General features: G+C 64.4%; 21 protein-coding genes and 3 tRNA genes. 21 read left to right on the forward strand and 3 right to left on the reverse strand.

The window, feature by feature from the left end; translation table 11 throughout:
* Nucleotides 1-2: 2 nt before the first annotated feature.
* The 6 genes from ABGX75_RS07490 to ABGX75_RS07515 all read left to right on the forward strand — a co-directional run bounded on the left by ABGX75_RS07490 (nt 3) and on the right by ABGX75_RS07515 (nt 6,435).
* Complete coding sequence (locus ABGX75_RS07490) at nt 3-749, forward strand: FadR/GntR family transcriptional regulator (protein WP_301968089.1); 747 nt, start codon at nt 3-5, stop codon at nt 747-749.
* 333 nt (nt 750-1,082) lie between these two features.
* Nucleotides 1,083-2,042 (forward strand): tripartite tricarboxylate transporter substrate binding protein, encoded by a 960-nt coding sequence (locus tag ABGX75_RS07495; RefSeq protein WP_347410668.1) that lies wholly within the window; start codon nt 1,083-1,085, stop codon nt 2,040-2,042.
* A 103-nt stretch (nt 2,043-2,145) separates the two neighbouring features.
* Nucleotides 2,146-3,687 (forward strand): tripartite tricarboxylate transporter permease, encoded by a 1,542-nt coding sequence (locus ABGX75_RS07500; RefSeq protein WP_179152728.1) that lies wholly within the window; start codon nt 2,146-2,148, stop codon nt 3,685-3,687.
* Nucleotides 3,684-4,139 carry a tripartite tricarboxylate transporter TctB family protein gene (locus tag ABGX75_RS07505; RefSeq protein WP_179152727.1) on the forward strand — a complete coding sequence of 152 codons (456 nt, stop codon included), beginning with the start codon at nt 3,684-3,686 and terminating at the stop codon, nt 4,137-4,139. The genes ABGX75_RS07500 and ABGX75_RS07505 overlap by 4 nt, the downstream gene beginning before the upstream one ends.
* Nucleotides 4,140-4,179: 40 nt before the next feature.
* Nucleotides 4,180-5,343, forward strand: a complete 1,164-nt coding sequence (locus ABGX75_RS07510; RefSeq protein WP_347410669.1) for a mandelate racemase/muconate lactonizing enzyme family protein — start codon at nt 4,180-4,182, stop codon at nt 5,341-5,343.
* A gap of 33 nt (nt 5,344-5,376) precedes the next feature.
* Complete coding sequence (locus tag ABGX75_RS07515) at nt 5,377-6,435, forward strand: tartrate dehydrogenase (RefSeq protein ID WP_179152725.1); 1,059 nt, start codon at nt 5,377-5,379, stop codon at nt 6,433-6,435.
* A 65-nt stretch (nt 6,436-6,500) separates the two neighbouring features.
* Here the strand turns inward: ABGX75_RS07515 and ABGX75_RS07520 are convergent, their stop codons facing one another.
* Together ABGX75_RS07520 and ABGX75_RS07525 are read right to left on the reverse strand one after the other, a co-directional pair.
* On the reverse strand, nt 6,501-6,818 hold the full coding sequence (locus ABGX75_RS07520) for a putative quinol monooxygenase (protein ID WP_347410670.1): 318 nt from the start codon (nt 6,816-6,818) through the stop codon (nt 6,501-6,503).
* A gap of 48 nt (nt 6,819-6,866) precedes the next feature.
* On the reverse strand, nt 6,867-7,073 hold the full coding sequence (locus tag ABGX75_RS07525; protein WP_043557964.1) for a hypothetical protein: 207 nt from the start codon (nt 7,071-7,073) through the stop codon (nt 6,867-6,869).
* Between the two features lie 151 nt (nt 7,074-7,224).
* On the opposite strand from ABGX75_RS07525, the gene ABGX75_RS07530 reads away from it, so the two are divergent.
* The 12 genes from ABGX75_RS07530 (at nt 7,225) to nadA (ending at nt 16,625) form a co-directional block, all read left to right on the forward strand.
* A complete protein-coding gene (locus ABGX75_RS07530; RefSeq protein ID WP_347410671.1) occupies nt 7,225-9,066 on the forward strand; it encodes a DEAD/DEAH box helicase in 1,842 nt (613 codons plus the stop codon).
* Between the two features lie 155 nt (nt 9,067-9,221).
* Nucleotides 9,222-10,121 carry a pyrroloquinoline quinone biosynthesis protein PqqB gene (pqqB, locus tag ABGX75_RS07535; protein ID WP_011506148.1) on the forward strand — a complete coding sequence of 300 codons (900 nt, stop codon included), beginning with the start codon at nt 9,222-9,224 and terminating at the stop codon, nt 10,119-10,121.
* A complete protein-coding gene (pqqC, locus tag ABGX75_RS07540) occupies nt 10,121-10,888 on the forward strand; it encodes a pyrroloquinoline-quinone synthase PqqC (protein ID WP_011506149.1) in 768 nt (255 codons plus the stop codon). Before pqqB ends, pqqC begins: the two co-directional genes overlap by 1 nt.
* Nucleotides 10,885-11,166 carry a pyrroloquinoline quinone biosynthesis peptide chaperone PqqD gene (gene pqqD / locus ABGX75_RS07545; RefSeq protein WP_011506150.1) on the forward strand — a complete coding sequence of 94 codons (282 nt, stop codon included), beginning with the start codon at nt 10,885-10,887 and terminating at the stop codon, nt 11,164-11,166. Before pqqC ends, pqqD begins: the two co-directional genes overlap by 4 nt.
* Nucleotides 11,163-12,278: a pyrroloquinoline quinone biosynthesis protein PqqE gene (gene pqqE / locus ABGX75_RS07550; protein ID WP_347410672.1), complete on the forward strand. Its 1,116-nt coding sequence runs from the start codon at nt 11,163-11,165 to the stop codon at nt 12,276-12,278. Before pqqD ends, pqqE begins: the two co-directional genes overlap by 4 nt.
* 165 nt (nt 12,279-12,443) lie before the next feature.
* Complete coding sequence (locus tag ABGX75_RS07555) at nt 12,444-13,298, forward strand: ScpA family protein (RefSeq protein ID WP_347410788.1); 855 nt, start codon at nt 12,444-12,446, stop codon at nt 13,296-13,298.
* On the forward strand, nt 13,295-14,158 hold the full coding sequence (gene scpB, locus ABGX75_RS07560; RefSeq protein WP_035411315.1) for an SMC-Scp complex subunit ScpB: 864 nt from the start codon (nt 13,295-13,297) through the stop codon (nt 14,156-14,158). The genes ABGX75_RS07555 and scpB overlap by 4 nt, the downstream gene beginning before the upstream one ends.
* Nucleotides 14,155-15,015, forward strand: a complete 861-nt coding sequence (gene rluB / locus ABGX75_RS07565) for a 23S rRNA pseudouridine(2605) synthase RluB (protein WP_011506154.1) — start codon at nt 14,155-14,157, stop codon at nt 15,013-15,015. Before scpB ends, rluB begins: the two co-directional genes overlap by 4 nt.
* Nucleotides 15,016-15,083: 68 nt before the next feature.
* Nucleotides 15,084-15,158, forward strand: a tRNA-Lys gene (locus tag ABGX75_RS07570).
* A 42-nt stretch (nt 15,159-15,200) separates the two neighbouring features.
* Nucleotides 15,201-15,275: transfer RNA gene (locus tag ABGX75_RS07575), tRNA-Lys, on the forward strand.
* 34 nt (nt 15,276-15,309) lie between these two features.
* Nucleotides 15,310-15,384, forward strand: a tRNA-Lys gene (locus ABGX75_RS07580).
* Nucleotides 15,385-15,596: 212 nt separating this feature from the next.
* Complete coding sequence (nadA, locus tag ABGX75_RS07585; protein ID WP_035411312.1) at nt 15,597-16,625, forward strand: quinolinate synthase NadA; 1,029 nt, start codon at nt 15,597-15,599, stop codon at nt 16,623-16,625.
* 19 nt (nt 16,626-16,644) lie between these two features.
* On the opposite strand, the gene nadC is transcribed toward nadA, so the two are convergent.
* Nucleotides 16,645-17,499 (reverse strand): carboxylating nicotinate-nucleotide diphosphorylase, encoded by an 855-nt coding sequence (nadC, locus tag ABGX75_RS07590; RefSeq protein ID WP_035411307.1) that lies wholly within the window; start codon nt 17,497-17,499, stop codon nt 16,645-16,647.
* Nucleotides 17,500-17,616: 117 nt separating this feature from the next.
* Between nadC and ampD the strand changes: the two genes are divergently transcribed.
* From ampD to aceF, 3 genes are all read left to right on the forward strand, one after another.
* On the forward strand, nt 17,617-18,210 hold the full coding sequence (ampD, locus tag ABGX75_RS07595; protein ID WP_011506157.1) for a 1,6-anhydro-N-acetylmuramyl-L-alanine amidase AmpD: 594 nt from the start codon (nt 17,617-17,619) through the stop codon (nt 18,208-18,210).
* Between the two features lie 296 nt (nt 18,211-18,506).
* A complete protein-coding gene (gene aceE / locus ABGX75_RS07600) occupies nt 18,507-21,197 on the forward strand; it encodes a pyruvate dehydrogenase (acetyl-transferring), homodimeric type (protein ID WP_035411304.1) in 2,691 nt (896 codons plus the stop codon).
* Between the two features lie 156 nt (nt 21,198-21,353).
* A complete protein-coding gene (gene aceF / locus ABGX75_RS07605) occupies nt 21,354-23,456 on the forward strand; it encodes a pyruvate dehydrogenase complex dihydrolipoyllysine-residue acetyltransferase (RefSeq protein WP_035411301.1) in 2,103 nt (700 codons plus the stop codon).
* The last annotated feature ends 124 nt before the right edge of the window (nt 23,457-23,580 follow it).

The raw sequence follows: 23,580 nt of genomic DNA on the forward strand, positions 1-23,580 counted from the left end.
CAATGACACACGACCCTGACTCCCAGCGACGCGGGGGCTTTCCTCGCGCCGAACTCGCGGCTTCGCCCGGGCGACCTGCGCGGCTCAGCGACAAGGTCTATGGCGATATCGTCGAGCGCATCCTGCAAGGGGAGTACGACGAGGGACATCGGCTGCCTTCCGAGGCCAAGCTGGCCGAAATGAACCAGGTCTCTCGGCCCATCGTGCGCCAGGCCTTGTCTCGACTCCGGGAAGATGGCCTGGTGAGGTCGCAACGTGGCGCGGGCAGTTACGTGATGCGCCGTCCGGACCGTGCCATGCTGGACTTCGCCCCGCTGGACAGCCTGGCGGACATGCAGCGTTGTTTCGAGTTCCGCGCGGCGCTCGAGGGCGAGTCGGCACGTGCGGCCACGCAGTATGCCTCGACCGCGGCGATCAGAGAGATCGAGAAGGCTCTGCAGCGCCTGGAAACCTGTATCCAGGAAGGCGAGCTTGGGGTGGACGCGGATTTCGGCTTTCACCTCGCGGTTGCCAACGCCACCAACAACCGGTTTTTCACCGATACCCTCCTGTCCCTCAAGACACAGATCAATTTCGGCCAGAACCTGGCGCGCAACCTCGGTCTGCGTCGTCCGGGGCTGCATTTGCCGGAAGTCCAGGAAGAGCATGTGCGAATCTTCGAGGCCATTCGTGCGGGCGATGCCGAACTGGCCTGCCAGCGGATGCGCGAGCACATCGGCAATTCGCGTCGCCGGGTATTCGAAGGGTAGCCACATCTTCTGACAGGTGTGGCAAAACTCCTAAAACAACTTGGTCAAAGTTGTCCTGCCTTTCTTCCAAAAACCTTTTTGTCTTCAAGACCTTGTTTTTATTGATTAAATGCTTCCATTTTCATGTGTGGAGACAGGCTTTTCCTGCGTGTTTCGACTAAGGTCTACCTTTCTTTAGTGGACAGATTTTACAAGTTGGCTAGCTTCAAAGGTGCGGTATGCATTTTTCCGACACGAAATGCATATGACGTTTCATTCGCTCTGCCATGACGGTGACAAGAACAATCGAGCGGAAAACGTCGCCAGACCACAAGAAGACCAAGGAGTACGCCAATGACACTCGCCACGACACGCTGGGTAGGCTCGCTCACCCTGATGGCTGCCCTGGGCATGCCGGGCATCGCCCTCGCCGAGTATCCCGAACAACCCATTACCTACACGATTCCGTTCGATCCTGGTGGCGAGTCCGACGTCACCGCACGCTTCCAGGAGCCTCATCTGGAAGAGATCCTGGGGGTCGAGGTCAACGTCAACCACCGTCCCGGTGGCGGGGGCGCCGTCGGCTGGAGCGAGTTCCAGAGCAAGGCCGAGCCGACGGGGTACGAGATGATCGGGGTGAATATCCCGCATATCATCGCTCAGCCCATCATGCGTGAGAATGCCGGTTACGAAACCGACAACTGGAAGATCGTGACCTTTTTCCACACCACGCCCAATGCCTTGATCGTCCCCAAGGACAGCCAGTTCGAGACGCTCGACGACCTGGTTCAGTACGCCAAGGAGAACCCGCAGGCGGTCACGCTGGGCGGTAGCGGGACCTTCAGTGCCAACCATCTGGGCGCCCTGCGTCTCGAAAGAGAGGCCGACATCGATATCACCTATATCCCGTTTACCGGCACGGGCCCGCTGCCGGCGGCGGTACAGGGGAACCATGTGTCGGGCATCTTCAACTATTCGATGCTCGGCGTGCAGATGCAGGACAACGCCCGCGTCCTGGCCGTGGCCTCGGAAGAACGCGTGCCCGCGCTACCGGATGTGCCGACGTTCAAGGAACTGGGCTATGACATCGTCGGTGGCGCCTATCGTGGCGTGGCCGTGCCCAAGGGGACGCCGGACGAGATCGTCAATACGCTGCAAGAGGCGTTTGCGAAGACCAACGAGCGCATCGCAGAAAAGCAGGAGCCGCTCGGCTTCGTCATGACCGATATCACCGATGGCGAGGTGGACGAGGTCATGCAGCAACTCAAGTCGGCCTACCAGCCGATCCTCGAAGACGCCAAAGCCAACCAATAACGCGACATGATGCGTCACCCGTCCCTGCGAGCCTTCTTGGCGCAGGGCCGGGTGCCGGCCGTTCATCCGACGCGACCCATCATGCGAAAAGGGGAGTTGGCTCATGGACATGTTACTGGAAGCCCTGTTTTCGATCCTGACCCTCGAAGGGCTCGTCACCATCCTGTGCGGGGTGACGGCGGGGTTGTTCATCGGCGCCCTGCCGGGCTTGACGGCAACCATGGCGCTGGCGGTGCTGCTGCCGTTCACCTTCACGATGTCGCCCCTGCAAGGCCTGATGGCGCTTGGGGCGGTCTATATGGGCGCCATCTACGGCGGCGCTTTCACGGCCATCCTGATCAATACCCCCGGAACGCCGTCGTCCATCGCCACGACATTCGACGGTTATCCCATGGCACGCCAGGGGCGTGCCTACGAAGCCCTGGCCGCCGCGACCATCGCCTCGGTAGTCGGCGGCATCATCGGGGTGACGTTCCTGTTGTTGCTGGCGCCGCCTCTGGCGAGGCTTGCCGTGGTGTTCGGACCGGCCGAGATGTTCTGGGTGGCGCTGCTGGGCCTGACTCTGGTGGCCAGCCTGTCGAGCGGGTCACTGCTCAAAGGGTTGCTGGGCGGTTGCATCGGCATGCTGTTGAGCACCATCGGGGTCTCGCCGATCGGTGGTGAAACCCGCTTCATCTTCGGCATACCGGCGTTGCAGGGCGGTATCGAACTGATCGTCGCCCTGATCGGCCTGTTCGTGGTTCCCGAGCTGATCTCGATGGCGGCCCAGGGGCGGGGCGCCTTGCCGGAAAGCGGCAAACTACAGGGGGGCGCTGGCTCGGCCATCATGCGTATGGGCCGGCATATCTTCGGCAAGCCCATCAACCTGATTCGCTCCTGCATCATCGGGCAGATCATCGCCATCATCCCGGGCGCTGGGGGGAACGTCACCAGTCTGGTGGCGTACAACGAGGCCCGCCGTTTCTCCAAGGATCCGTCGTCGTTCGGCAAGGGCAACGTCGATGGCGTGATTGCCTCGGAGTCGAGCAACAACGTCATGGTGGCGGGCAGCATGGTGCCGCTGCTGACCCTGGGCATTCCCGGTGCGCCACCGGATGCCATCATCCTTGGGGTGTTGCTCATGCATGGCCTGCGCCCGGGGCTGGATCTGTTTACCGAAACCGGTGTGCTGACCAATGGCTTCATCCTCTCGATGGGGTTCGCGGCCATGTTCCTGCTGCCGGTCGGCCTGCTGGGCGGACGCTTGATTCACCGCGTCGTGGTCAAGACGCCGTTTTACTTTCTGCTGCCGAGCATCGCCATGGTCACCATCCTGGGGACCTATGCGCTGCGCAACAGCATGACCGACGTGTTCATCATGCTGCTGCTGGGCTCGGTGGGGTATTTCCTGCGCCTGATCGGCATTCAGGCGGCGCCCATCGTTCTGGGCATGATCCTGGGCGTCATCGCCGAGAAGGGCTACGTGCAGACCATGCTGGTGGCCGTGGTGGACCCGATTCCCTGGCTGCGACTGGTCGCCAACCCGCTGTCGATCGTGCTGGCCTGCCTGGTGGTGCTGAGTGTCGCGACGACCCTGCTGCCGGGGTGGCTGGAGCGTAGCGGGCGCATGGCCAAGGTCGACTCGGACGAGGAGAAGACATCATGACCCTGCGCCTCAACACCGACTTCGCCGCGGGGCTCTTCGGCTTGCTGTTCGCCGCCGTCCTGTGGTTCCCGCGCGAGGGCATGGGCCGGCTGAGCATCATCTTTCCCCGCGCCATCCTGGTGATCATGGTCGTGCTGTCCTTGGCGCTGATCGTCAAGGCTTTCACCAAGCCGGCGGCGCGCGAGGTCACGATCGAAGGCAATCCGCGCCGCCTGGTGATCATGATCGCCGTCCTGTTCGTCTGGTGGTACGCCATCGACCTGTTGGGCTTTCTGGTGGCGACGGCCATCATTTTCTTCGGCCTGACCTGGTATCTGGCAAGCGTGGAAGGGGGCGTTTCCAGACGGCGCCTCGCACAGTGGGTGCCGGTCATCGCGCTCTTGATCGGCGTGTTCTACCTCGCTTTCACGCAGGTTCTGAACGTCAGGCTGCCGTCCGGCATCTGGTCGTGATCGCTCAGTCATTCTCTCGGCTGCAAGACAAGGAGCAAGCATGCGAATTACCGACATCAAGGAGGCGCGGGTTTCGATCGCTTCCGATATCGCCAACGCCTATATCTCGTTTGCCAAGATGGATGTCTCCATCCTGGCGATCTACACCGATGCCAAGGTCGATGGCCGGCAGGTCGTGGGCTACGGCTTCAATTCGAACGGACGCTATGCCCAGAGCGGCCTGCTGCGGGAGCGTTTCCTGCCCCGTCTGGAGGAAGCGGACCCGGCGTCGTTGCTCGATGACAGTGGCCGCAATCTCGATCCGTTCAAGGTCTGGGCGACGGTGATGGCCAACGAGAAGCCGGGCGGCCACGGCGAGCGCTCGGTGGCGGTGGGTATCATCGACATGGCGATCTGGGACATCGTGGCCAAGGTCGAGAACAAGCCGCTGGGGCAGCTACTGGCCGAGCGCTTCGGGGACGGCGAGGTGGATCGGCGCGTCTCGGTCTATGCCGCCGGCGGCTATTACCATCCCGGCAAGGAAATCCAGGGTCTTCAGGAAGAAATGCGCGATTACCTGGAGATGGGCTACGTGGCCACCAAGATGAAGATCGGCGGTGTGCCGCTGGAAGAAGACTTGCCGCGCGTCGAGGCGGCACTGGAGGTCGTGGGCGAGGCGTCGCGTCTGGCGGTGGATGCCAATGGCCGTTTCGGTCTGCAGGACACGCTGGCCTTCGCCGATGGCCTGGCTCCCTTCGGGGTGCGCTGGTACGAGGAGGCCGGCGATCCACTCGACTACGCCCTGCAGCGCCAGCTATGCGAGCACTATGCCGGCCCGACCGCCACGGGGGAAAACCTGTTCTCCCATCAGGACGTGCGCAACCTGTTGCGCCATGGCGGCATGCGCCCCGACCGCGACATCCTGCAGATGGACCCGGTGCTGTCCTACGGGTTGGTGGAGTACCTGCGCATGCTGGACGAACTGCGCATTCGCGGCTGGTCGCCCCGCCAGTGCATCCCTCACGGTGGGCACCAGTTCGCCCTCAACATCGCCGCCGGTCTCAAGCTGGGCGGCAACGAATCCTACCCGCGCGTCTTTGCGCCCTTCGGTGGTTTCGCCGACTCCACGCCGGTCGAGAACGGCTACGTGGCGATTCCGGCCATGCCGGGCATCGGCTTCGAGGACAAGGCCGAGTTGATGAAGGTTTTTCACGCCCACCTGTAGGTCTTGGGCCAATCGCAGCAGAGGATATTCACCATGCGTCATCACAAGATCGCCGTGATTCCCGGCGACGGCGTCGGCGTCGAGGTCATCGAGGCCGGCAAGCAGGTCCTGCAGGCCCTGGCGGAGAAAAGCGGTGAACTGAGTTTCGCTTTCAGCGACTTTCCGTGGAGTTCCGATCATTACCTCGAGCATGGCCGCTACATCCCCGAAGGGGGGCTGGAAGAACTGGCCACTTTCGATGCCATCTATTTCGGTGCGGTAGGCAGCCAGCAAGTGCCGGATCACGTCTCGCTATGGGATCTTCGCCTGGCAATCTGCCAGGGGTTCGACCAGTACGCCAACGTGCGCCCCGCTCGGTTGCTGCCCGGTATCGGCAGCCGGTTGCAGGATGCCGAGAAGATCGACTGGGTGATCATTCGCGAGAACAGCGAAGGCGAGTATTCCGGTAACGGGGGGAGGGTGCATCGTGGCTTGCCGGAAGAAATCGGCACCGAGGTGTCGATCTTCTCGCGCAAGGGTGTGGAGCGTATCCATCGCTTCGCTTTCGAGATGGCCCGAAGCCGGCCGCGCAAGATGCTGACCCTGGTGACCAAATCCAACGCTCAGCGGCACGGCATGGTGCTGTGGGATGAGGTGTTCTTCGAGGTGGCCAGGGATTATCCCGACGTCGAGATCGACCGGGAACTCGTCGATGCCGTGACGACGCGCATGGTGCTCAAGCCGGACACGCTGGACACCGTGGTGGCGACCAACCTGCACGCCGACATCATTTCCGACCTGGCGGCGGCGCTGACGGGAAGCCTGGGGATTGCGCCGACCGCGAACCTGAACCCCGAGCGAACCTTTCCCTCGATGTTCGAGCCGATCCATGGCTCGGCGTTCGACATTGCCGGCCAAGGCATCGCCAACCCGGTGGGCGCCTTCTGGACGGCGGTCATGATGCTGGAGCATCTGGGCGAAACCACGGCGGCCGAGCGATTGATGGCGGCGATCGAGCGGCTGACGCGTTCCGGCGTTCATTCCCGTGACGTGGGTGGTGCTGCGACGACGAAAGAGATTACCCAGGCGGTCTTGAATGAGCTGAGCCGCTGAGCCGGGCGAGGCGGCAAGACCGCGGCGTTCGGCGTCGCGGTCTCGTGCTCGCCCGGCGAGTGGCATCACTCGGGACGAATGGCCGTGTAGAAAAAGCGTACCGACGGCTCATCGACGAGCAATGGGGCGCTGCCTTCCTTGAACGGCGCGTAGTGGGGCATCTGCATGTGGTGCTCGAAGGCGGCGCGGTCGCGATAGACCTCGTGCAGCACGACGAGATTGCCGCTGCCTTCCGGCGTCAGCACGTCGAATGCCAGGCAGCCTTCCTCATTGGCCAGTGATTCGTTGGCGTCGTTGTGGGCCAGGGCGAGAAAGGCAGGCACCTGGCCTTCCTTGATCCGGAACTCGGCGAGCACGACGAAATGCGATGTGGTCGAGGACATGTGACCTCCGCTGGAAAAGAAGATGATGAATGCCGGATGGGCACCGAATCAGGCGTCTCGCGATGTGCCGGACGCCTCGAGATGCGCTTCCAGCTCGTCGAGGGTGTGACGATAGTCTGCGACGAGACGGTCGTAGCGCCCGAAGTCATGGCCGCAATCTTCGCAGAAGACATGATACTGGCCCTCGCGACCGGGCGGGAAACGCTTGGTGCGGCTACCGCATTCGGGACAGTCGGGGCTGGTGGGTGCTTGCATGGGACCTCCTGAGCGTCGGTGTTGCCGCGATTCGAGAACATCGTGACATGGCGTTGTACTCATGAAGTCGGGGCGCCCGGCACCAAGATCAAGGTGCCGACCGCCCCCGAGACCTTGCCGGCGATGCTAACATTCGCCTTTTGTTCCGTGGATGTCCCGCATGAGCGCGCCCTCGCTTCGCCCCTACCAGCATCAGGCCGTCGATAACGTCATCGCGCATTTCCGGCGCGGCGACGATCCCGCCGTGGTGGTGCTGCCCACCGGCAGCGGCAAGTCGCTGGTCATCGCCGAACTGGCACGGCTGGCACGCGGCCGGGTCCTGGTACTGGCGCACGTTCGGGAGCTGGTCGAGCAGAACCATGCCAAGTACCGCGCCTATGGACTGGAGGCGGACCTGTTCAGTGCCGGTCTGGGACGCAAGGAAAGCGAGCGTCAGGTGGTCTTCGGTTCGGTGCAGTCCGTGGTCAGGAGCCTGGAGCGTTTCGAGGCCCACGAAGCGTGGGGCGCGTTCACCCTGCTGGTCATCGACGAGTGCCACCGCATTCCGCCGGGGGCGTCGGCGGGCAAGGTCCGGGATGACAAGGGCGCGTCGAGCTATCATCAGGTGATCGCGCACCTGCGGCGCCACAACCCGCGCCTCAAGGTGCTGGGCCTGACGGCGACGCCGTATCGTCTGGGGCAAGGCTTCATCTACCACCGTCATCACCACGGCATGGTGCGCGGCGACGCGGATTGCTTCTTTCAGGATTGCGTGTTCGAGCAGCCACTGCGACTGATGGTCAAGCAGGGCTATCTGGCGCCGCCCCGACGCGTGGATGCCGCACTGTATGCCGAGGATGGCGAGCAGACCCGGTATGACTTCTCGCGGCTGTCGCCCGGTCGCGGCGGCGGCTTCGAGGAGGCGGAGCTGAACCGCGTCGTGCAGGGGCACCGGGCGACGCCGGGGATCATCGCCGAGGTCGTCGAGCAGGCCCGCGAGCGGCGCGGCGTGATGATCTTCGCGGCCACGGTGGCGCACGCGCGGGAAATCATGGGATATCTGCCGGCGCAGCAGGCGGCGCTGATCGTGGGCGCGACGCCGGGGCGGGAGCGCGAAGCACTGATCGAGGACTTCAAGGCGCAGCGGTTGAAGTATCTCGTCAACGTGGCGGTCCTCACGACCGGTTTCGATGCCCCGCATGTGGATCTGATCGCGATCCTGAGGCCCACGGAGTCCGTCAGTCTGTATCAGCAGATCGTCGGGCGCGGCTTGCGGCTGGCGCCGGGCAAGCAGGACTGCCTGATTCTCGATTATGCGGGCAACCCCTGGGACCTGTATGCGCCGGAGGTCGGCGAGCCCAGGCCCGATTCCGATGCCGAACCGGTACAGGTCGAATGCCCGGCATGCGGGCATGCCAATCTGTTCTGGGGCAAGCGCGATGGCGAATTGGTTATCGAACATTACGGCCGTCGCTGCCAAGGCCTGCTGGAAGACACGGACGGGCGGCGCCGGCAGTGCGACTTTCGTTTTCGCTTCAAGGTCTGCGATCAGTGCGGCGCGGAAAACGATATCGCCGCGCGTGCCTGCCATCAATGCGACGAGCGGCTGGTCGACCCCGACGACAAGCTCAAGGCTGCGCTGCGCCTCAAGGAAGCCAAGGTGCTGCGCGTCTCGGGGATGCAGTTACAGGCGGTAACCAATGGTCGCGGGCTGCCGCGCCTGAAAGTGACCTACCATGATGAAGACGGCGCCACGCTCGACGAGTGGTTCGCGCTGGAAACCGCCGCACAGCGTCGCGCCTTCACGCTGGCCTTTCTGCGCCATCACCTGCGGGCGCCGGGCAGCGACTGGCGGCCGGATTCGCCCGAGGCGGTGATCGCCGGCGAGCGGCGTCTCAAGGCCCCGGATTTCGTGATCGGACGCAAGGTGGGTCACCACTGGCAGATCCGGGACAAGCTCTTCGACTACGCGGGGCGCTATCGCAAGGCCGATGATGCAGCGGACAATGGCTAGTTGAAGATGCGCTAATCACGCTAACGGTTTATGATGGAACGGTGACATTTACCCTGATGGAGAGACGGAAATGGCCTGGATGACCCCGGAAGTGACGGAAATCTGCATCGCGCTGGAAATCAACGACTACATGCCCGCCGAATTCTGAGGCGGCGTTGTATATCCATGTACTCGGGGCGGCCGCCGGTGGCGGCCTCCCTCAGTGGAACTGTCGTTGCGATGTATGCCGGCTGGCGTGGGCGGGCGACCCCCGTGTCACGCCGCGAACCCAATCCTCCCTGGCCGTGAGCGCCGATGGCCGCTCGTGGGCCTTGATCAACTGCGCCCCCGAGGTGCTCACCCAGATACGCGGGACCCCGGCGCTGTTTCCGCGTCAGGGGAAGCGTGACACGCCGATCGCCTCGATCTTGCTGACCAACGGCGACGTCGATCATGTCGGCGGTCTGCTGAGTCTGCGTGAAAGCTCGCCCTATCGTCTTCACGCGACGCCGGAGATCCATGCCGCGTTGCGCGACAGTCCGGTCTTCAACGTTCTCGCTCCCGATCATGTCGAACGTGTCGAAGTGGCACTGGAAGAGACCCTGACGCTCGCCGAGGGGCTCGAGGCGCGCATATTCGCGGTGCCCGGCAAGGCGGCGCTGTACCTGGAGGGCGAGGACCCCGACATCGGCAGCGAAGGCGAGGCCACCGTGGGCGTGGAGTTTCGCGTCGGCGCGCGGCGTGCCTATTACATTCCCGGTTGTGCCGCGATGAACGAACGCCTGGCGGCACGTCTCGAGGGCGCCGATCTGTTGCTGTTCGACGGTACGCTGTGGCGTGACGACGAGATGATTCGCGCCGGTGTCGGCCACAAGACGGGAAGCCGCATGGGGCACATGTCGATGTCCGGCGAGACGGGCAGCATGGCCGCGTTGTCGTCGCTGAACATCGGGCGACGTGTCTTCGTTCACATCAATAACACCAATCCGGTCTTGATCGACGACTCCCCGGAGCGCCGGGAGGCCAGGCGTCACGGGTGGGAGATCGCCCACGACGGCATGGAACTGGAATGCTGATGAGTGATATTGAAACCCCGATCCACGAGGCGTTGAGCGCGGACGAACTGGAAGCACGTTTACGCGCGATCGGCGAGCAGCGTTACCATCACCGTCATCCCTTTCAGCTCATGCTGCAGAACGGCGAGCTGAATCGCCGTCAGGTTCAGGCATGGGCCCTCAATCGCTATTACTACCAGTCGATGATCCCGCTCAAGGACGCCTCGCTGATCGCGCGCCTCGACGATTCGGCGCTGCGCCGCGCGTGGCGTGCCCGGCTGGTGGATCATGACGGTGAAGCCGAGGGCGAGGGCGGTATCGCGCGCTGGCTGAAGCTCACCGACGGGCTGGAGCTGGATCGTGAGATGGTGGTCTCGACCCGGCGGATTCTGCCGGCCACGCGCTTTGCGGTGGAGGCCTATCTGCATTTCGTGCGCGAGCGCAGCGTGCTGGAGGCCATTGCCTCGTCGCTGACCGAGCTGTTCTCGCCCCTGGTGATCGGCCAGCGGGTCAGCGGCATGCTCGAGCACTACGACTTCGTTTCCGCCGAGACCCTGGCCTATTTCGAACCTCGCCTGACCCAGGCGCCGCGAGACGCGGAAATGGCCCTCGATTACGTCAAGCGCCATGCCCGCCGACCGGATCAGCAGCAGGCGGTGCTCGACGCGCTGATCTTCAAGTGTCAGGTGCTGTGGACCCAACTGGACGCCTTGCATCACGCCTATGTGGCGCCCGGCCACGTGCCGCCCGGGGCCTGGGATGGCGACGCGCAAACGGAAACGTCATGACGGCAATTCAGGAAAGCGACATCGTGCGCCTGCCGCGCGGCGTCAGGCTGCGTGAAGATAAACGGCGGGGCGGCTGGGTATTGCTGGCGCCCGAGCGCGTCTTCCAGCTCGATGGCATCGCGCAGGCCGTGGTCGGCCAGGTGGATGGCGAACGCAGCGTCGGCACGATCATCGATCGGCTGTGCGAGACCTATCAGGCGCCGCGCGAACGCATCGCCCAGGACGTCACGGCCATGTTCGCGGGACTGGTCGAAAAGCGCGTACTGGAGGTGGCATGACACATTCGCAGGCGCATGCCGTGCAGCCGCCCATGGGGATGCTGGCGGAATTGACGCACCGCTGTCCCCTGCAGTGCCCGTACTGTTCCAATCCGGTGGCCCTGGAGCGCCGCCGCCACGAGCTGGATACCGCAACCTGGCGACGGGTCTTCGCCGAAGCCGCCGAGCTCGGCGTGCTGCAGGTCCATCTCTCGGGCGGCGAGCCCGCGCTGCGTCCCGACTTGCCCGAGCTGGTGGCGGCCTGCGTGGACGCGGGCTTGTATTCCAACCTGATCACTGCGGGCGTCAACATCGACCGTGCCCGGCTGGAGACCCTGGCGGAGGCGGGCCTCGATCACGTCCAGCTGTCGTTTCAGGGCGCCACGCCCGAGGTGACCGATCATGTCGCCAACATGAGCGGCGCCCATGCGCGCAAGCGGGCCTTCGCCGCCGAGGTGACGGACGTCGGACTGCCGCTGACGCTGAACGCGGTGATCCACCGCGCCAACCTGCATCAGATCGACGACTTCGTGGACCTGGCCGTGGAACTGGGAGCGCGGCGGCTGGAGATCGCCCACGCGCAGTACTATGGCTGGGCACTGGTCAATCGCGCCGCCCTGATGCCGAGTCGCGAGCAGGTCATGGCGGCCGTCGAGCGGGTCGAGGCCGCGCGTGAGCGCCTGCAGGGGCGTCTGGTCATCGACGCCGTGGTCCCGGATTATCATGCGCGTCTGCCCAAGCCCTGCATGAACGGCTGGGGGCGACAGTCCCTCAATGTGACGCCTTCGGGCAAGGTGCTGCCGTGCCATGCGGCGGAGACGATCCCGCACCTGACGTTCTGGAATGTCGCGGAGCATGCGCTGAGCGATATCTGGTACGACAGCCCGGCCTTCAACGCCTATCGCGGTACGCACTGGATGCCCGAGGCCTGCCAGGACTGCGAGCGCAAGGAAATCGACTGGGGCGGCTGTCGATGCCAGGCCTTGATGCTCACCGGCGATGCCGCGCAGATGGACCCGGTGTGCGAAAAATCGCCCTACCATGACGAGGTGCAGACCCTGGCGGTGCGTGATGCCTCGGGGACGTCCGAGTTCACCTATCGACGTTTCTCGCGGGCGACCGAAGGCGCCTGATACCTGCCTCGCGCCACGCGGGCGTGTTCGCTCCCCGGCGGCCTTGCTACACTGCGCGTTTGTCGAAGGTCGCGCCGTGAGGCGCAGTCGAGGAGAGGGTCCCGCGTGAGCGATACAGCCCAGCCCACCGATGCCGATACGGCGCCGGCCGTTGCCCAGGCGTCGGTGTTGGCGCGCCTGCACGACCAGCCCATCACCGAGCTGCCGGAAGATCTCTACATTCCGCCCGAGGCGCTGCGTGTCTTTCTCGAGACCTTCGAGGGGCCGCTCGACCTGCTGCTGTACCTGATTCGGCGTCAGAATCTCGATATCCTGAGCATCGACGTGGCGGCCATCACCCATCAGTACATCGAGTACGTCGAGCTGATGCGGGCCCTGGAGATCGATCTGGCGGGCGAGTACCTGCTGATGGCGGCCATGCTGGCGGAGATCAAGTCGCGCTCGTTGCTGCCGCGACCGCCCAAGGGCGACGACGAGGACGACGAGGACCCGCGTGCCGAGCTGATTCGCCGCTTGCAGGAGTACGAACAGTTGAAGCTGGCCGCCGAGGGGCTCGACGCACTGCCGCGCGAGGGGCGCGACTGGGTGGTGGCGCAAGCCGCGCTGCCGTCCCTGGAGACGCGCGTGATCCATCCCGAGGTCGAGCTGGACGAGCTCTTGCATGCCTTGTCGGGCCTGCTCAAGCGCGCCGAGTTTCAGCAGTCGCACCAGATCAGTCGTGAGGTGCTGTCCACGCGCGAGCGCATGCTGCGCATCATGGAGTGGCTCGAGGGGCAGCGTTACGTGCCCTTCGAGGCACTGTTCACGCTCGAGGAGGGGCGCGCCGGCGTGGTGGTGACCTTCATGGCGATTCTCGAGCTGGCCAAGGAAGCCATGATCGATATCACGCAGAACGCTCCGCTGTCGCCGATCCACGTGCGCGCGCGTCTGGCGCCGGACGTCGACGACGACGGCAGCGGGGCGGAGGACGACGATGGCGGAGAAAGTGCCTTCGCCGATGCCGAAGAGGAACCGCAATGAACGAGGCGCCCACGTCTCTCGACGAGGTCTGCGAAGCCGCGTTGCTGGCTGCCGGCGAGCCGCTGACGCCGGAGCGTCTGGAAACCCTGTTCGACGAGCGCGAGCGTCCCTCGCGCGGCGAGCTGCGCGACGCCCTGGCGCGTTTGGGCGAGCGCCTCGAGAACAGCGCCCTGGAACTCGTTGAAACCGCTTCGGGCTTTCAGGTGCGGATTCGTGCGCGTTTTTCGCCGTGGATCTCGCGACTCTGGGACGAGCGGCCGCAGCGCTATTCGCGCGCGTTACTGGAGACCTTGGCGTTGATCGCCTATCGTCAACCGGTGACCCGAGGCGATATCGAAGAGGTACGTGGCGTCTCGGTGAGCAGCTCGATCGTGCGTACCTTGACCGAGCGAGGCTGGATTCGCGTGGTGGGACAGCGCGATGTGCCGGGGCGGCCGTCGGTCTATGCCACGACGCGTACCTTCCTCGACGATTTCGGCCTCAAGACCCTCGATGCGTTGCCACCGATGCACGAGCTCAAGGAGTTCGAGGCGCGCTTCGAGGAGGCCCTGGGGCATACCGACGCGTCGTCGGCATCAGTGCGTGACACTCACGCCGACAACGCCGAGAATATGCCGCCGGACGACGATGCCCCGCAGGCATCCGAGGCCACGCAAGACATCACGACGACCGAGACGGTCGACGACCAGCACGCCGAGACGGCGTCCGAGCGGTCGGGATTGAGCTTCGCCGAACTCGAGGCTCGCCTGGCCGAACGCGCCCGCCGGCGCACCGAACAGGCCGACTCGTCCCGAGCGGACGACGACGCCTCCGCGGCGGACGCGGAACATTCATCAGACGAGACAACGTTCGATCCATGAACACGCCTACCGAGAAATTACAGAAGGTCCTGGCCCGCGCGGGCTTCGGCTCGCGCCGCGAGATGGAGACCGCCATCGCCGATGGCCGCGTCAAGGTCAACGGCCAGGTCGCCACCCTGGGCGATCGCATCGAGACACGCGACCGCGTCACCTTCGACGAGCGGCCGGTCAATCTGCGCGATGCCGAGGAAGTGCCCCGGCGCGTCATCATGTACAACAAGCCCGAAGGCGAGCTGTGCACGCGACGCGACCCCGAGGGTCGGCGTACCGTGTTCGAGCGCCTGCCGCGTCTCAAGGGCGAGCGCTGGATCGCCGTCGGTCGTCTCGACATCAACACCAGCGGCCTGCTGCTGTTCACCACCGATGGCGAGCTCGCCAACCGCCTGATGCATCCCGCCACACAGGTCGAGCGCGAATACGCGGTGCGCGTGATGGGCAACGTTCGCCAGGAACACGTCAATGCCATGGTCGAGGGCGTGATGCTCGAGGATGGCCCGGCGCGTTTCACCGATGTGCAGGAATTCGGCGGCGAGGGCATCAACACCTGGTTCCACGTGGTGATCCTCGAGGGACGCAACCGCGAGGTACGGCGTCTCTGGGAATCTCAGGGACTCACTGTGAGTCGTCTCAAGCGTGTGCGCTACGGCAACATCTTTCTCGACAAGCGCGCCAAGGCCGGCGAATGGGTCGAGCTGTCGCAGGACGAGATCGACGACCTGGCGCAGCTGGCGGACCTGCCGGCGCGCAAGGTGCCCGAACTGACGCCCGACGAGCAGAATCGCTGGAGCCGTGACAAGAACAAGCGCCGTCCGGTCAATGCCATGCGCAAGCCAAAGTCGTCGCGGCGCTCGCGGTGAGCGCGTTCCCGGCAAAAAAATCTTGTCAATGTCGAGCGTTATCAGTACTATGTGCGCCCTGTCGGGACGGGTCGTTAGCTCAGTGGTAGAGCAGTTGGCTTTTAACCAATTGGTCGTAGGTTCGAATCCTACACGACCCACCATCGGCACATGCCCTTGATGGTGCGTCTCGAAGACCCGGCGGCGGGTCGTTAGCTCAGTGGTAGAGCAGTTGGCTTTTAACCAATTGGTCGTAGGTTCGAATCCTACACGACCCACCATTGCCGCCGTCGACTGCCTGCCAGGGCAGATTATGGGTCGTTAGCTCAGTGGTAGAGCAGTTGGCTTTTAACCAATTGGTCGTAGGTTCGAATCCTACACGACCCACCAGCATTCCACCCCGTCTCGCATGAGGCGGGGTTTTTGCGTTTCTGGGGACGTGTCATGCGCCACGGAGCCTTGCGGGTAACGCGGAGGCGGGACTGGCGAGCCGCGGGTGGCCGGCCGTATCATGATGGCGGGTGTGGCGTGTCGCGAAGAGATCGCAAGCGCCGCTTCTCGTTACGCAGGGGGAGCCCCTGCCAGTCGCAGTGGTAGACACGATGACGATCATGACACCGAAAGCGCCGGCCGCAACGTCGCTGGCGCGTACCTATTGCCCCGCCGTGCCCAGTGCCCGGGCGCGAGCCCAGGCCGAGACGATCCAGCGCTTGCTGCGCGAGCGCGATGCCGTGCTGGTGGCGCATTACTATACCGACGATGCCATTCAACAGCTGGCCGAGGAAAGCGGCGGCTGCGTGGCCGACTCCCTGGAAATGGCCCGCTTCGGCGCACGGCACCCGGCCACCACGCTGGTCGTGGCTGGCGTGCGTTTCATGGGCGAGACGGCCAAGATCCTTTCCCCCGAAAAGCGCGTGGTCATGCCCACGCTGGAGGCGACCTGCTCGCTCGACGAAGGATGCCCGCCGGCGGCGTTCGCGGCCTTCTGCGACGCACATCCCGATCGCACCGTGGTGGTCTATGCCAACACGTCGGCGGCGGTCAAGGCGCGTGCCGACTGGGTGGTGACCTCGTCGATCGCGGTCGAGGTGATCGAGCACCTGCATGCCCGCGGTGAAAAGATCCTGTGGGCGCCGGACAAGCACCTGGGACGCTACATCCGCGAGCGTACCGGTGCCGACATGCTGCTGTGGGACGGGGCCTGCATCGTGCACGAGGAGTTCAAGGCACAAGGGGTGCTGGATCTGAAGAAGGTCTACCCCCAGGCCGCCTTGCTGGTGCATCCCGAATCGCCGTCGGCGGTGATCGAGCTGGCCGACGTGGTGGGGTCGACCTCGCAGTTGATCCAGGCCGCGCGCGAGCTGGAGCAGCCTCAGCTGATCGTGGCCACCGACCGCGGCATTTTCTACAAGATGCAGCAGGCGGTGCCCGAGAAGACGCTCATCGAGGCGCCGACCGCGGGCGAGGGTGCGACCTGCCGCAGCTGCGCGCACTGCCCGTGGATGGCGATGAACGACCTCGACCGTCTCGAGCACGCGCTGCGCGAGGGCGGCGGCGACATCGAGGTCGAAGCGGGCCTGCGCGAACGCGCCCTCGCGCCGCTGGAGCGGATGCTCGCCTTCGGACGTTGAGCCGCGTCGCCAGGGGCGATCAGCGTGTCTCGGTGCGTACCACGCGCATCGAGAGATCGATGGCCTTGACGTCCTTGGTCAGCGCGCCGATGGAGATGCAGTCGACACCGGTCTCGGCGATCTCGCGCAAGGTCGCCTCGCTGACATTGCCGGAGGCTTCCAGACGACTGCGGCCGGCATTGCGGGCGACCGCTTCGCGCAGCGTCTCGAGCGCGAAGTTGTCGAGCATGATGGTGTCGGCGCCAGCCTCGAGCGCGGCGTCCAGCTCGTCGAGCGACTCCACTTCCACTTCCACCGGCAGGTCGCTGGCGATGCGACGTGCGGAGGTCACCGCCTCGGCGATGCCGCCGCAGGCGGCGATGTGGTTTTCCTTGATCAGGAAGGCGTCGTGCAGGCCGAGACGGTGGTTGTGGCCGCCGCCGCAAGTGACGGCGTATTTCTGGGCCAGGCGCAGGCCGGGCAGGGTCTTGCGGGTGTCAAGCAAGGCCACGCCGGTGTCCGCGACCCGTGCGGCATAGTCGCGCGTGCGGGTGGCGGTGCCGGACAGCGTCTGCAGCAGGTTGAGGGCCGCGCGCTCGCCGGTCATCAGGCTGCGGGCGGGGCCCTCCAGTTCGAGGAAGACCTGATCCGGCGCGAGGGCGTCGCCATCGGCGGCGTGCCAGGTGAGCCTGACGCTCGGGTCGAGGCGGCGATAGAGCTCATCGACCCAGGCGACGCCGCACAGCACGGCATCCTCGCGGGAGACGATGCGCGCCCAGGCCCACTGCTTGGCGGGAATCAACTGGGCGGTGATGTCGCCGGGGCCGACGTCCTCGGCCAGCAAGCGAGCGGCGCTGGTTCTGATGTCTTCCGCAAGAGCTTCGCGATAGTGCATGTCGGGGCCTTTGCTTGGGTGTGCGACAATACTCGCATTATATCGGGATGACGCCGAGGCGGTCAGGGGGTGTGCAGCCTCGTGTCACGGCGTATCGTCAGGTTGGCAGGAGCACGCATGCAAGTCGATCCTCATCATTGGCTGACGGCGGCGCGGCACGTCGCCTCGCCCAATCATAACGCACGGCCCGAAGACGAGGTGTCGGCGCTGGTGCTGCATTCCATCAGCCTGCCCCCGGGGCGCTTCGGGGGCGATGCCATCGAACGGTTGTTCACCAATCGTCTCGATCCCGCCGCGCATCCCTACTTTGCCACGATCCATGCCCTGCGGGTGTCGGCGCATGTGTTGATCCGCCGCGATGGCGAAGCGGTACAGTTCGTGGGCTTCGACCGCCGCGCCTGGCATGCCGGGCGCTCGCGCTGGTGGGACGGACATCGCGAACGTCGCGAACTCAACGATTTCAGCATCGGCATCGAGCTGGAAGGCGACGAGATTCACGCCTACCGCGAGGCACAGTATCGTTGCCTGGCGCGGGTGTTCCTGGCACTGCATGCGCGCTATCCCGCCTTGACGCTGGCGCGCGTGACCAGCCACGCGCGAATTGCGCCGCTGCGCAAGACCGACCCGGGGCCGGCCTTCGACTGGGCCTACTTTCGACAGTGCGTGCAGGCGTTGACGACGCAGGCAAGCGATGCCCGGGCATGTGTGTAATTCCACTACATCGTGTAAGCCTTTGTTGCATGCCGAGAGCGATGCCGCTTTCCATGCCAGGCATCAGCATTTTGCAACCCGCTTGCGACCTATCGAATTGGCAGCAGACAGCGTTTGCGGTATCTTCGTCGCCTGAATTCGTGCGTCTTGCACGCCCCGCTGTAAGGAAATTACAGAAAGCTTTCCCCGGAGACTCGGCCCAAAGAAGGTCGCGCCCGCACTGAAGAGCGCCACAGGCCCCATCGCGATGCGTAGACGGGCCAACCGACATACATGCTTCATTCGGAGAGACGTCTATGAGTCTGGAGGCAAGAGAAGATCTCGATCCGATCGAAACCACGGAATGGCTGGATTCCTTGGCCTCGGTCATCGAGCATGAGGGCGAAGAACGTGCTCGGTATATCATGAGTCGCCTGGCGGACCGCCTGCGTCGCGATGGCTCTTCACCGCCGTTTTCCGGGACCACGCCGCATCGCAATACCATCCCGATGCATCGTGAAGCCAAGATGCCCGGCGACATGTTCATCGAGCGCAAGATTCGCTCGGCCATTCGCTGGAACGCGATGGTGCAGGTGCTGCGCGCCAACAAGAAGCACAAGGGCCTGGGCGGTCACATTGCCAGCTACCAGTCCAGTGCGACCTTGTACGAAGTGGGCTTCAACCACTTCTTCCGCGCGGACAACGGCGATCACAAGGGCGACCTGCTGTACATCCAGGGGCACGTGACGCCGGGCATCTATGCGCGTTCCTTCCTCGAAGGCCGCCTGACCGAAGAGCAGATGGACAACTTCCGTCAGGAAGTCGACGGCGACGCGCTGCCGTCTTACCCCCACCCGTACCTGATGCCGGATTACTGGCAGTTCCCCACGGTCTCCATGGGGCTGGGGCCGATCCAGGCGATCTATCAGGCTCACGTGATGAAGTACCTGCATTCGCGTGAACTCGAGGACATGAAGGACCGCAAGGTCTGGGCATTCCTGGGGGACGGCGAGTGCGACGAGCCCGAAACCCTCGGCGCGCTGCATCTGGCCAGCCGTGAAAAGCTCGACAACCTGATCTTCGTCATCAACTGCAACCTGCAGCGTCTCGATGGCCCGGTGCGTGGCAACTCGCGCATCATCGACGAGCTGGAAGGCGTCTTCCGCGGTGCCGGCTGGAACGTGATCAAGGTCGTGTGGGGCGGTCAGTGGGACCCGCTGTTCGAGCAGGACGCCAACGGCATGCTGCAAAAGCGCATGGACGAGGCGGTCGACGGCGAGTACCAGAACTACAAGGCTCAGGGTGGTGCCTACACCCGCGAGCATTTCTTCGGCAAGTACGAAGAAACCGCGGCGATGGTCAAGGACTACTCCGACGAGCAGATCTTCCGTCTCAACCGGGGCGGCCACGACCCGCAGAAGGTCTATGCGGCCTACCATGAAGCGGTCAACAACGCGGGCAACCGTCCCACCGTGATCCTGGCGCATACCGTCAAGGGCTACGGCATGGGCGGCGGCAGCGGCGAAGCCGACATGGAAGCCCACCAGATCAAGTCGATGGATACCGACGCCCTCAAGGCGTTCCGCGACCGGTTCGGCATCCCGATCTCCGACAAGCAGATCGAAAGCGGCGATATCCCGTACTACAAGCCCGACGACGACAGCCCGGAGATGAAGTACCTGCATCTCCAGCGCGAGAAGCTCGGCGGCTTCTTGCCGGCACGCAAGAACGACTTCGAGGCGCTCGAGATCCCCGGGCTCGACGACAAGATGTTCGCGTCCCAGCTCAAGGGCTCCGGCGACCGTGAAGTGTCCAGCACGATGTCCTTCGTGCGCGTGCTCAACGGCCTGGTCAAGAACAAGCAGCTCGGCTCGCGGGTGGTGCCGATCATTCCTGACGAGGCGCGTACCTTCGGGATGGAGGGCATGTTCCGTCAGCTTGGCATCTACGCCGCCGAAGGCCAGAAGTACGAGCCGATGGATGCCGGTCAGATCATGTACTACCGCGAGGATCAGAAAGGCCAGATTCTCGAGGAAGGCATCACCGAAGCCGGCTCCATGTCCGCGTGGATCGCGGCGGCGACGGCGTACGCCAACCACCACCTGCCGCTGATTCCGTTCTACGTCTACTACTCGATGTTCGGCTATCAGCGTGTCGGCGACCTGGTCTGGGCCGCCGGTGACCTGCAGGCGCGTGGCTTCATGATCGGCGGTACCGCCGGGCGTACCACCATCAACGGCGAAGGCCTGCAGCACCAGGACGGCCACAGCCATATCCTGATGTCGACCGTGCCGACCTGCCGTGCCTACGACCCGTGCTATGGCCACGAGGTGGCGGTCATCCTGCAGGACGGGCTGAAGCGGATGTTCCAGGACAAGGAAAACTGCTTCTACTACCTGACCGTGATGAACGAGAACTACCCGCACCCGGAAATGCCGGAGGGCAGTGAGGAAGGCATCGTTCGCGGCATGTATCGTCTCTCGGAAGGCAAGAAGGACGGCCGCAAGAAACAGCCGCGCGTGCAGCTGTTGGGCAGCGGCACGATCCTGCGCGAAGTCGAGGCCGCCGCCGAGATGCTGGCGGAAGAGCATGGCGTGGTCGCCGACGTGTGGAGCGTGACCAGCTTCAACGAGCTGCGCCGCGAAGCGCTCGAATACGACCGCCTGCAGTTCCTCGACTACGATGAGAAGCGTGAGAAGCCGTGGGTGGTGCAGCAACTGGATGGCGCCGAAGGGCCGGTCGTCGCCTCGACCGACTACATGAAGCTCTACGCCGACCAGATCCGCGCCTGGGTACCGAGCGACTTCCACGTGCTGGGGACCGATGGTTTCGGACGTTCCGACACGCGTGAAGCGCTGCGTCGTTTCTTCGAAGTCGACCGCTACTACGTCACCATTCAAGCGCTGCGCGCGCTGGCCAATCGCGGTGAGATCGACGTCAAGGCCGTCAACGATGCCATGAAGAAATACGGCATCGACCCCGCCAAGCCCAGCCCGCTGGTGTCTTGAGCCCCGTTGATGCCCTGGACCGAAGGGTCCCATCAGGGTGCCGTCATCGCCTAGGGGCGGTGGCGGCCATGGCCAGATTGCCTGGTCTGGTCGCGTCACCCGGTCGGCAGCGAGGACCGGAGCGACCAGACCGCCAGATTGGAAAGGAGCGCGACCTTGAGTAGCGAAATCATCAAAGTTCCCGATATCGGCGGCAGCGAAGGCGTCGAGATCATCGAGGTGACGGTGTCCGAGGGCGATGTCATCGCGCCCGAGGACACCATGATCACGCTGGAATCCGACAAGGCCAGCATGGACGTCCCCGCGCCCAAGGGCGGTAAGGTCGTCAAGGTGCTGGTCAAGGAAGGCGATACCGTCTCCGAGGGCGACGACATCCTCGAGCTCGAAGCGGAAGGCGGTGGCGACGACGCCGGTGATACCGCCTCTCAGGACGAGGAAGCGTCACAGGACGAGAGTGCCTCCGAAGAGCAGGAAACGGCGGCACCCGAAAAGGCGTCGCCGAAGAAGTCCGGCGGTGGCGGCAAGCGTACCGTCGAGGTCAAGGTGCCGGATATCGGCGGCAGTGAAGGCGTCGAGATCATCGAGGTGCCCGTCAGCGAAGGCGACGAGATCGAGGCGGAAGACACCTTGATCACGCTGGAGTCCGACAAGGCGTCCATGGACGTCCCGAGCCCGTACAGCGGCAAGCTGGTCTCGCTGGCGGTCAAGGAAGGCGACAGTGTTTCCGAAGGCGATGTGATCGGCAGCATGGAGATCGCCGGCGAAGGCGGGGACGACGACGAGACCGACGCGGCACCGGCGGAAGACGACGCGAGCAGCGCCCAGGCGGAAGACGAGGCTGACGGCGATGACAGCGAAGAGGACGCAGGCGAAGGCGAGTCCGGCCGCAAGGAACTTCGCGTCCCCGATATCGGCGGCAGCGAAGGCGTCGAGATCATCGAGGTTGCCATCGGCGAAGGTGACGAGATCGGCGAGGAAGATACGCTGATCACGCTGGAGTCCGACAAGGCCTCCATGGACGTTCCCAGCCCCTACAAGGGCAAGGTGGTCGAAGTCTCGGTCAAGGAAGGCGACAGCGTTTCCGAGGGCGACCTGATCGGCTACATCGAGGTGGCCGGCACTCCGGTGGCCGGCATTCCGGTGGCTGGCGCGAAGAAGCCGGCCAAGCAGGCCGATGGCGGCAAGAAGTCCGGCGCCGAGAAAGCCGACGCCGGTCAGCAAAAGGCGACTGACTCCCGGCCGGCACCGGCCAAGTCCGATGCCAAGCGCGCTGCGCAGCCTGCAGGCGAGCCGAGTCCCGAGGCACGTCACAAGCACGGCGACAAGAAGACTGCCGGTGCGCACGTGCATGCCGGGCCGGCGGTCCGCATGCTGGCGCGTGAACTGGGCGTCGATCTGGCCCAGGTCACGCCCACCGGGCCCAAGAGTCGCGTACTGAAGGAAGACGTCCAGGGTTACGTCAAGAACGCCCTTCAGCAGCGCGCCAGCGGCACCGGAAGCACGGCCGCGCCGACGGACGGTGCGGGCATCCCGGCGGTGCCGGACATCGACTTCAGCCAGTTCGGCGAGGTCGAGGAAAAGCCCATGGGCCGCCTGATGAAGGCCGGTGCGGCCAACCTGCATCGCAGCTGGCTCAACGTGCCGCACGTGACCCAGTTCGACGAAGCGGACATCACCGAGCTCGAGGCCTTCCGCAAGTCGATGAAGGACGAGGCTGCCAAGCAGGACGCCAAGCTCACGCCGCTGCCGTTCCTGATCAAGGCCTGCGCCTATGCCTTGCAGAAATTCCCGCAGTTCAACGTCAGCCTGAAGAGCGACGGCGAGACCCTGGTGCAGAAGCATTACGTGCACATCGGTATTGCCGTGGATACGCCGGACGGCCTGATGGTGCCGGTGATCCGCAACGCCGATCAGAAGTCGCTGATCGAGCTGGCCAAGGAATCGGTCGAACTGGCCGGCAAGGCACAGTCGAAGAAGCTCAAGCGCGAGGAGATGACGGGCGGCTGCTTCACCATCTCCAGCCTGGGTTCCATCGGCGGGACTGCCTTCACGCCCATCGTCAACGCCCCGGAAGTCGCCATCCTCGGCGTCTCCAAGGCGCAGATGAAGCCGGTGTGGGACGGTGCGGAGTTCGCCCCAAGGCTGATGATGCCGCTGTCGCTGTCCTACGATCACCGCGCGGTCAACGGTGCGGATGCGGCGCGCTTCACGGCCTTCCTGGCCCAGGCGCTGAGCGATATTCGTCGCCTGTTGATGTAAGTGGACGCATGCGCGTCTTCGGCATGCCGAAAGCGGCTCCCCTCGGGGAGCCGCTTTTTTTCGTCGGGTGATTGACGAGAGGAGGCGCCCGGCGAGGAAAACGGTCGCGACGAAAGTGCAACGC

Origin of the sequence: Chromohalobacter sp., from assembly GCF_039830575.1 — a bacterium.
In the GTDB taxonomy this organism is placed as follows: Bacteria; Pseudomonadota; Gammaproteobacteria; order Pseudomonadales; family Halomonadaceae; genus Chromohalobacter; species Chromohalobacter israelensis.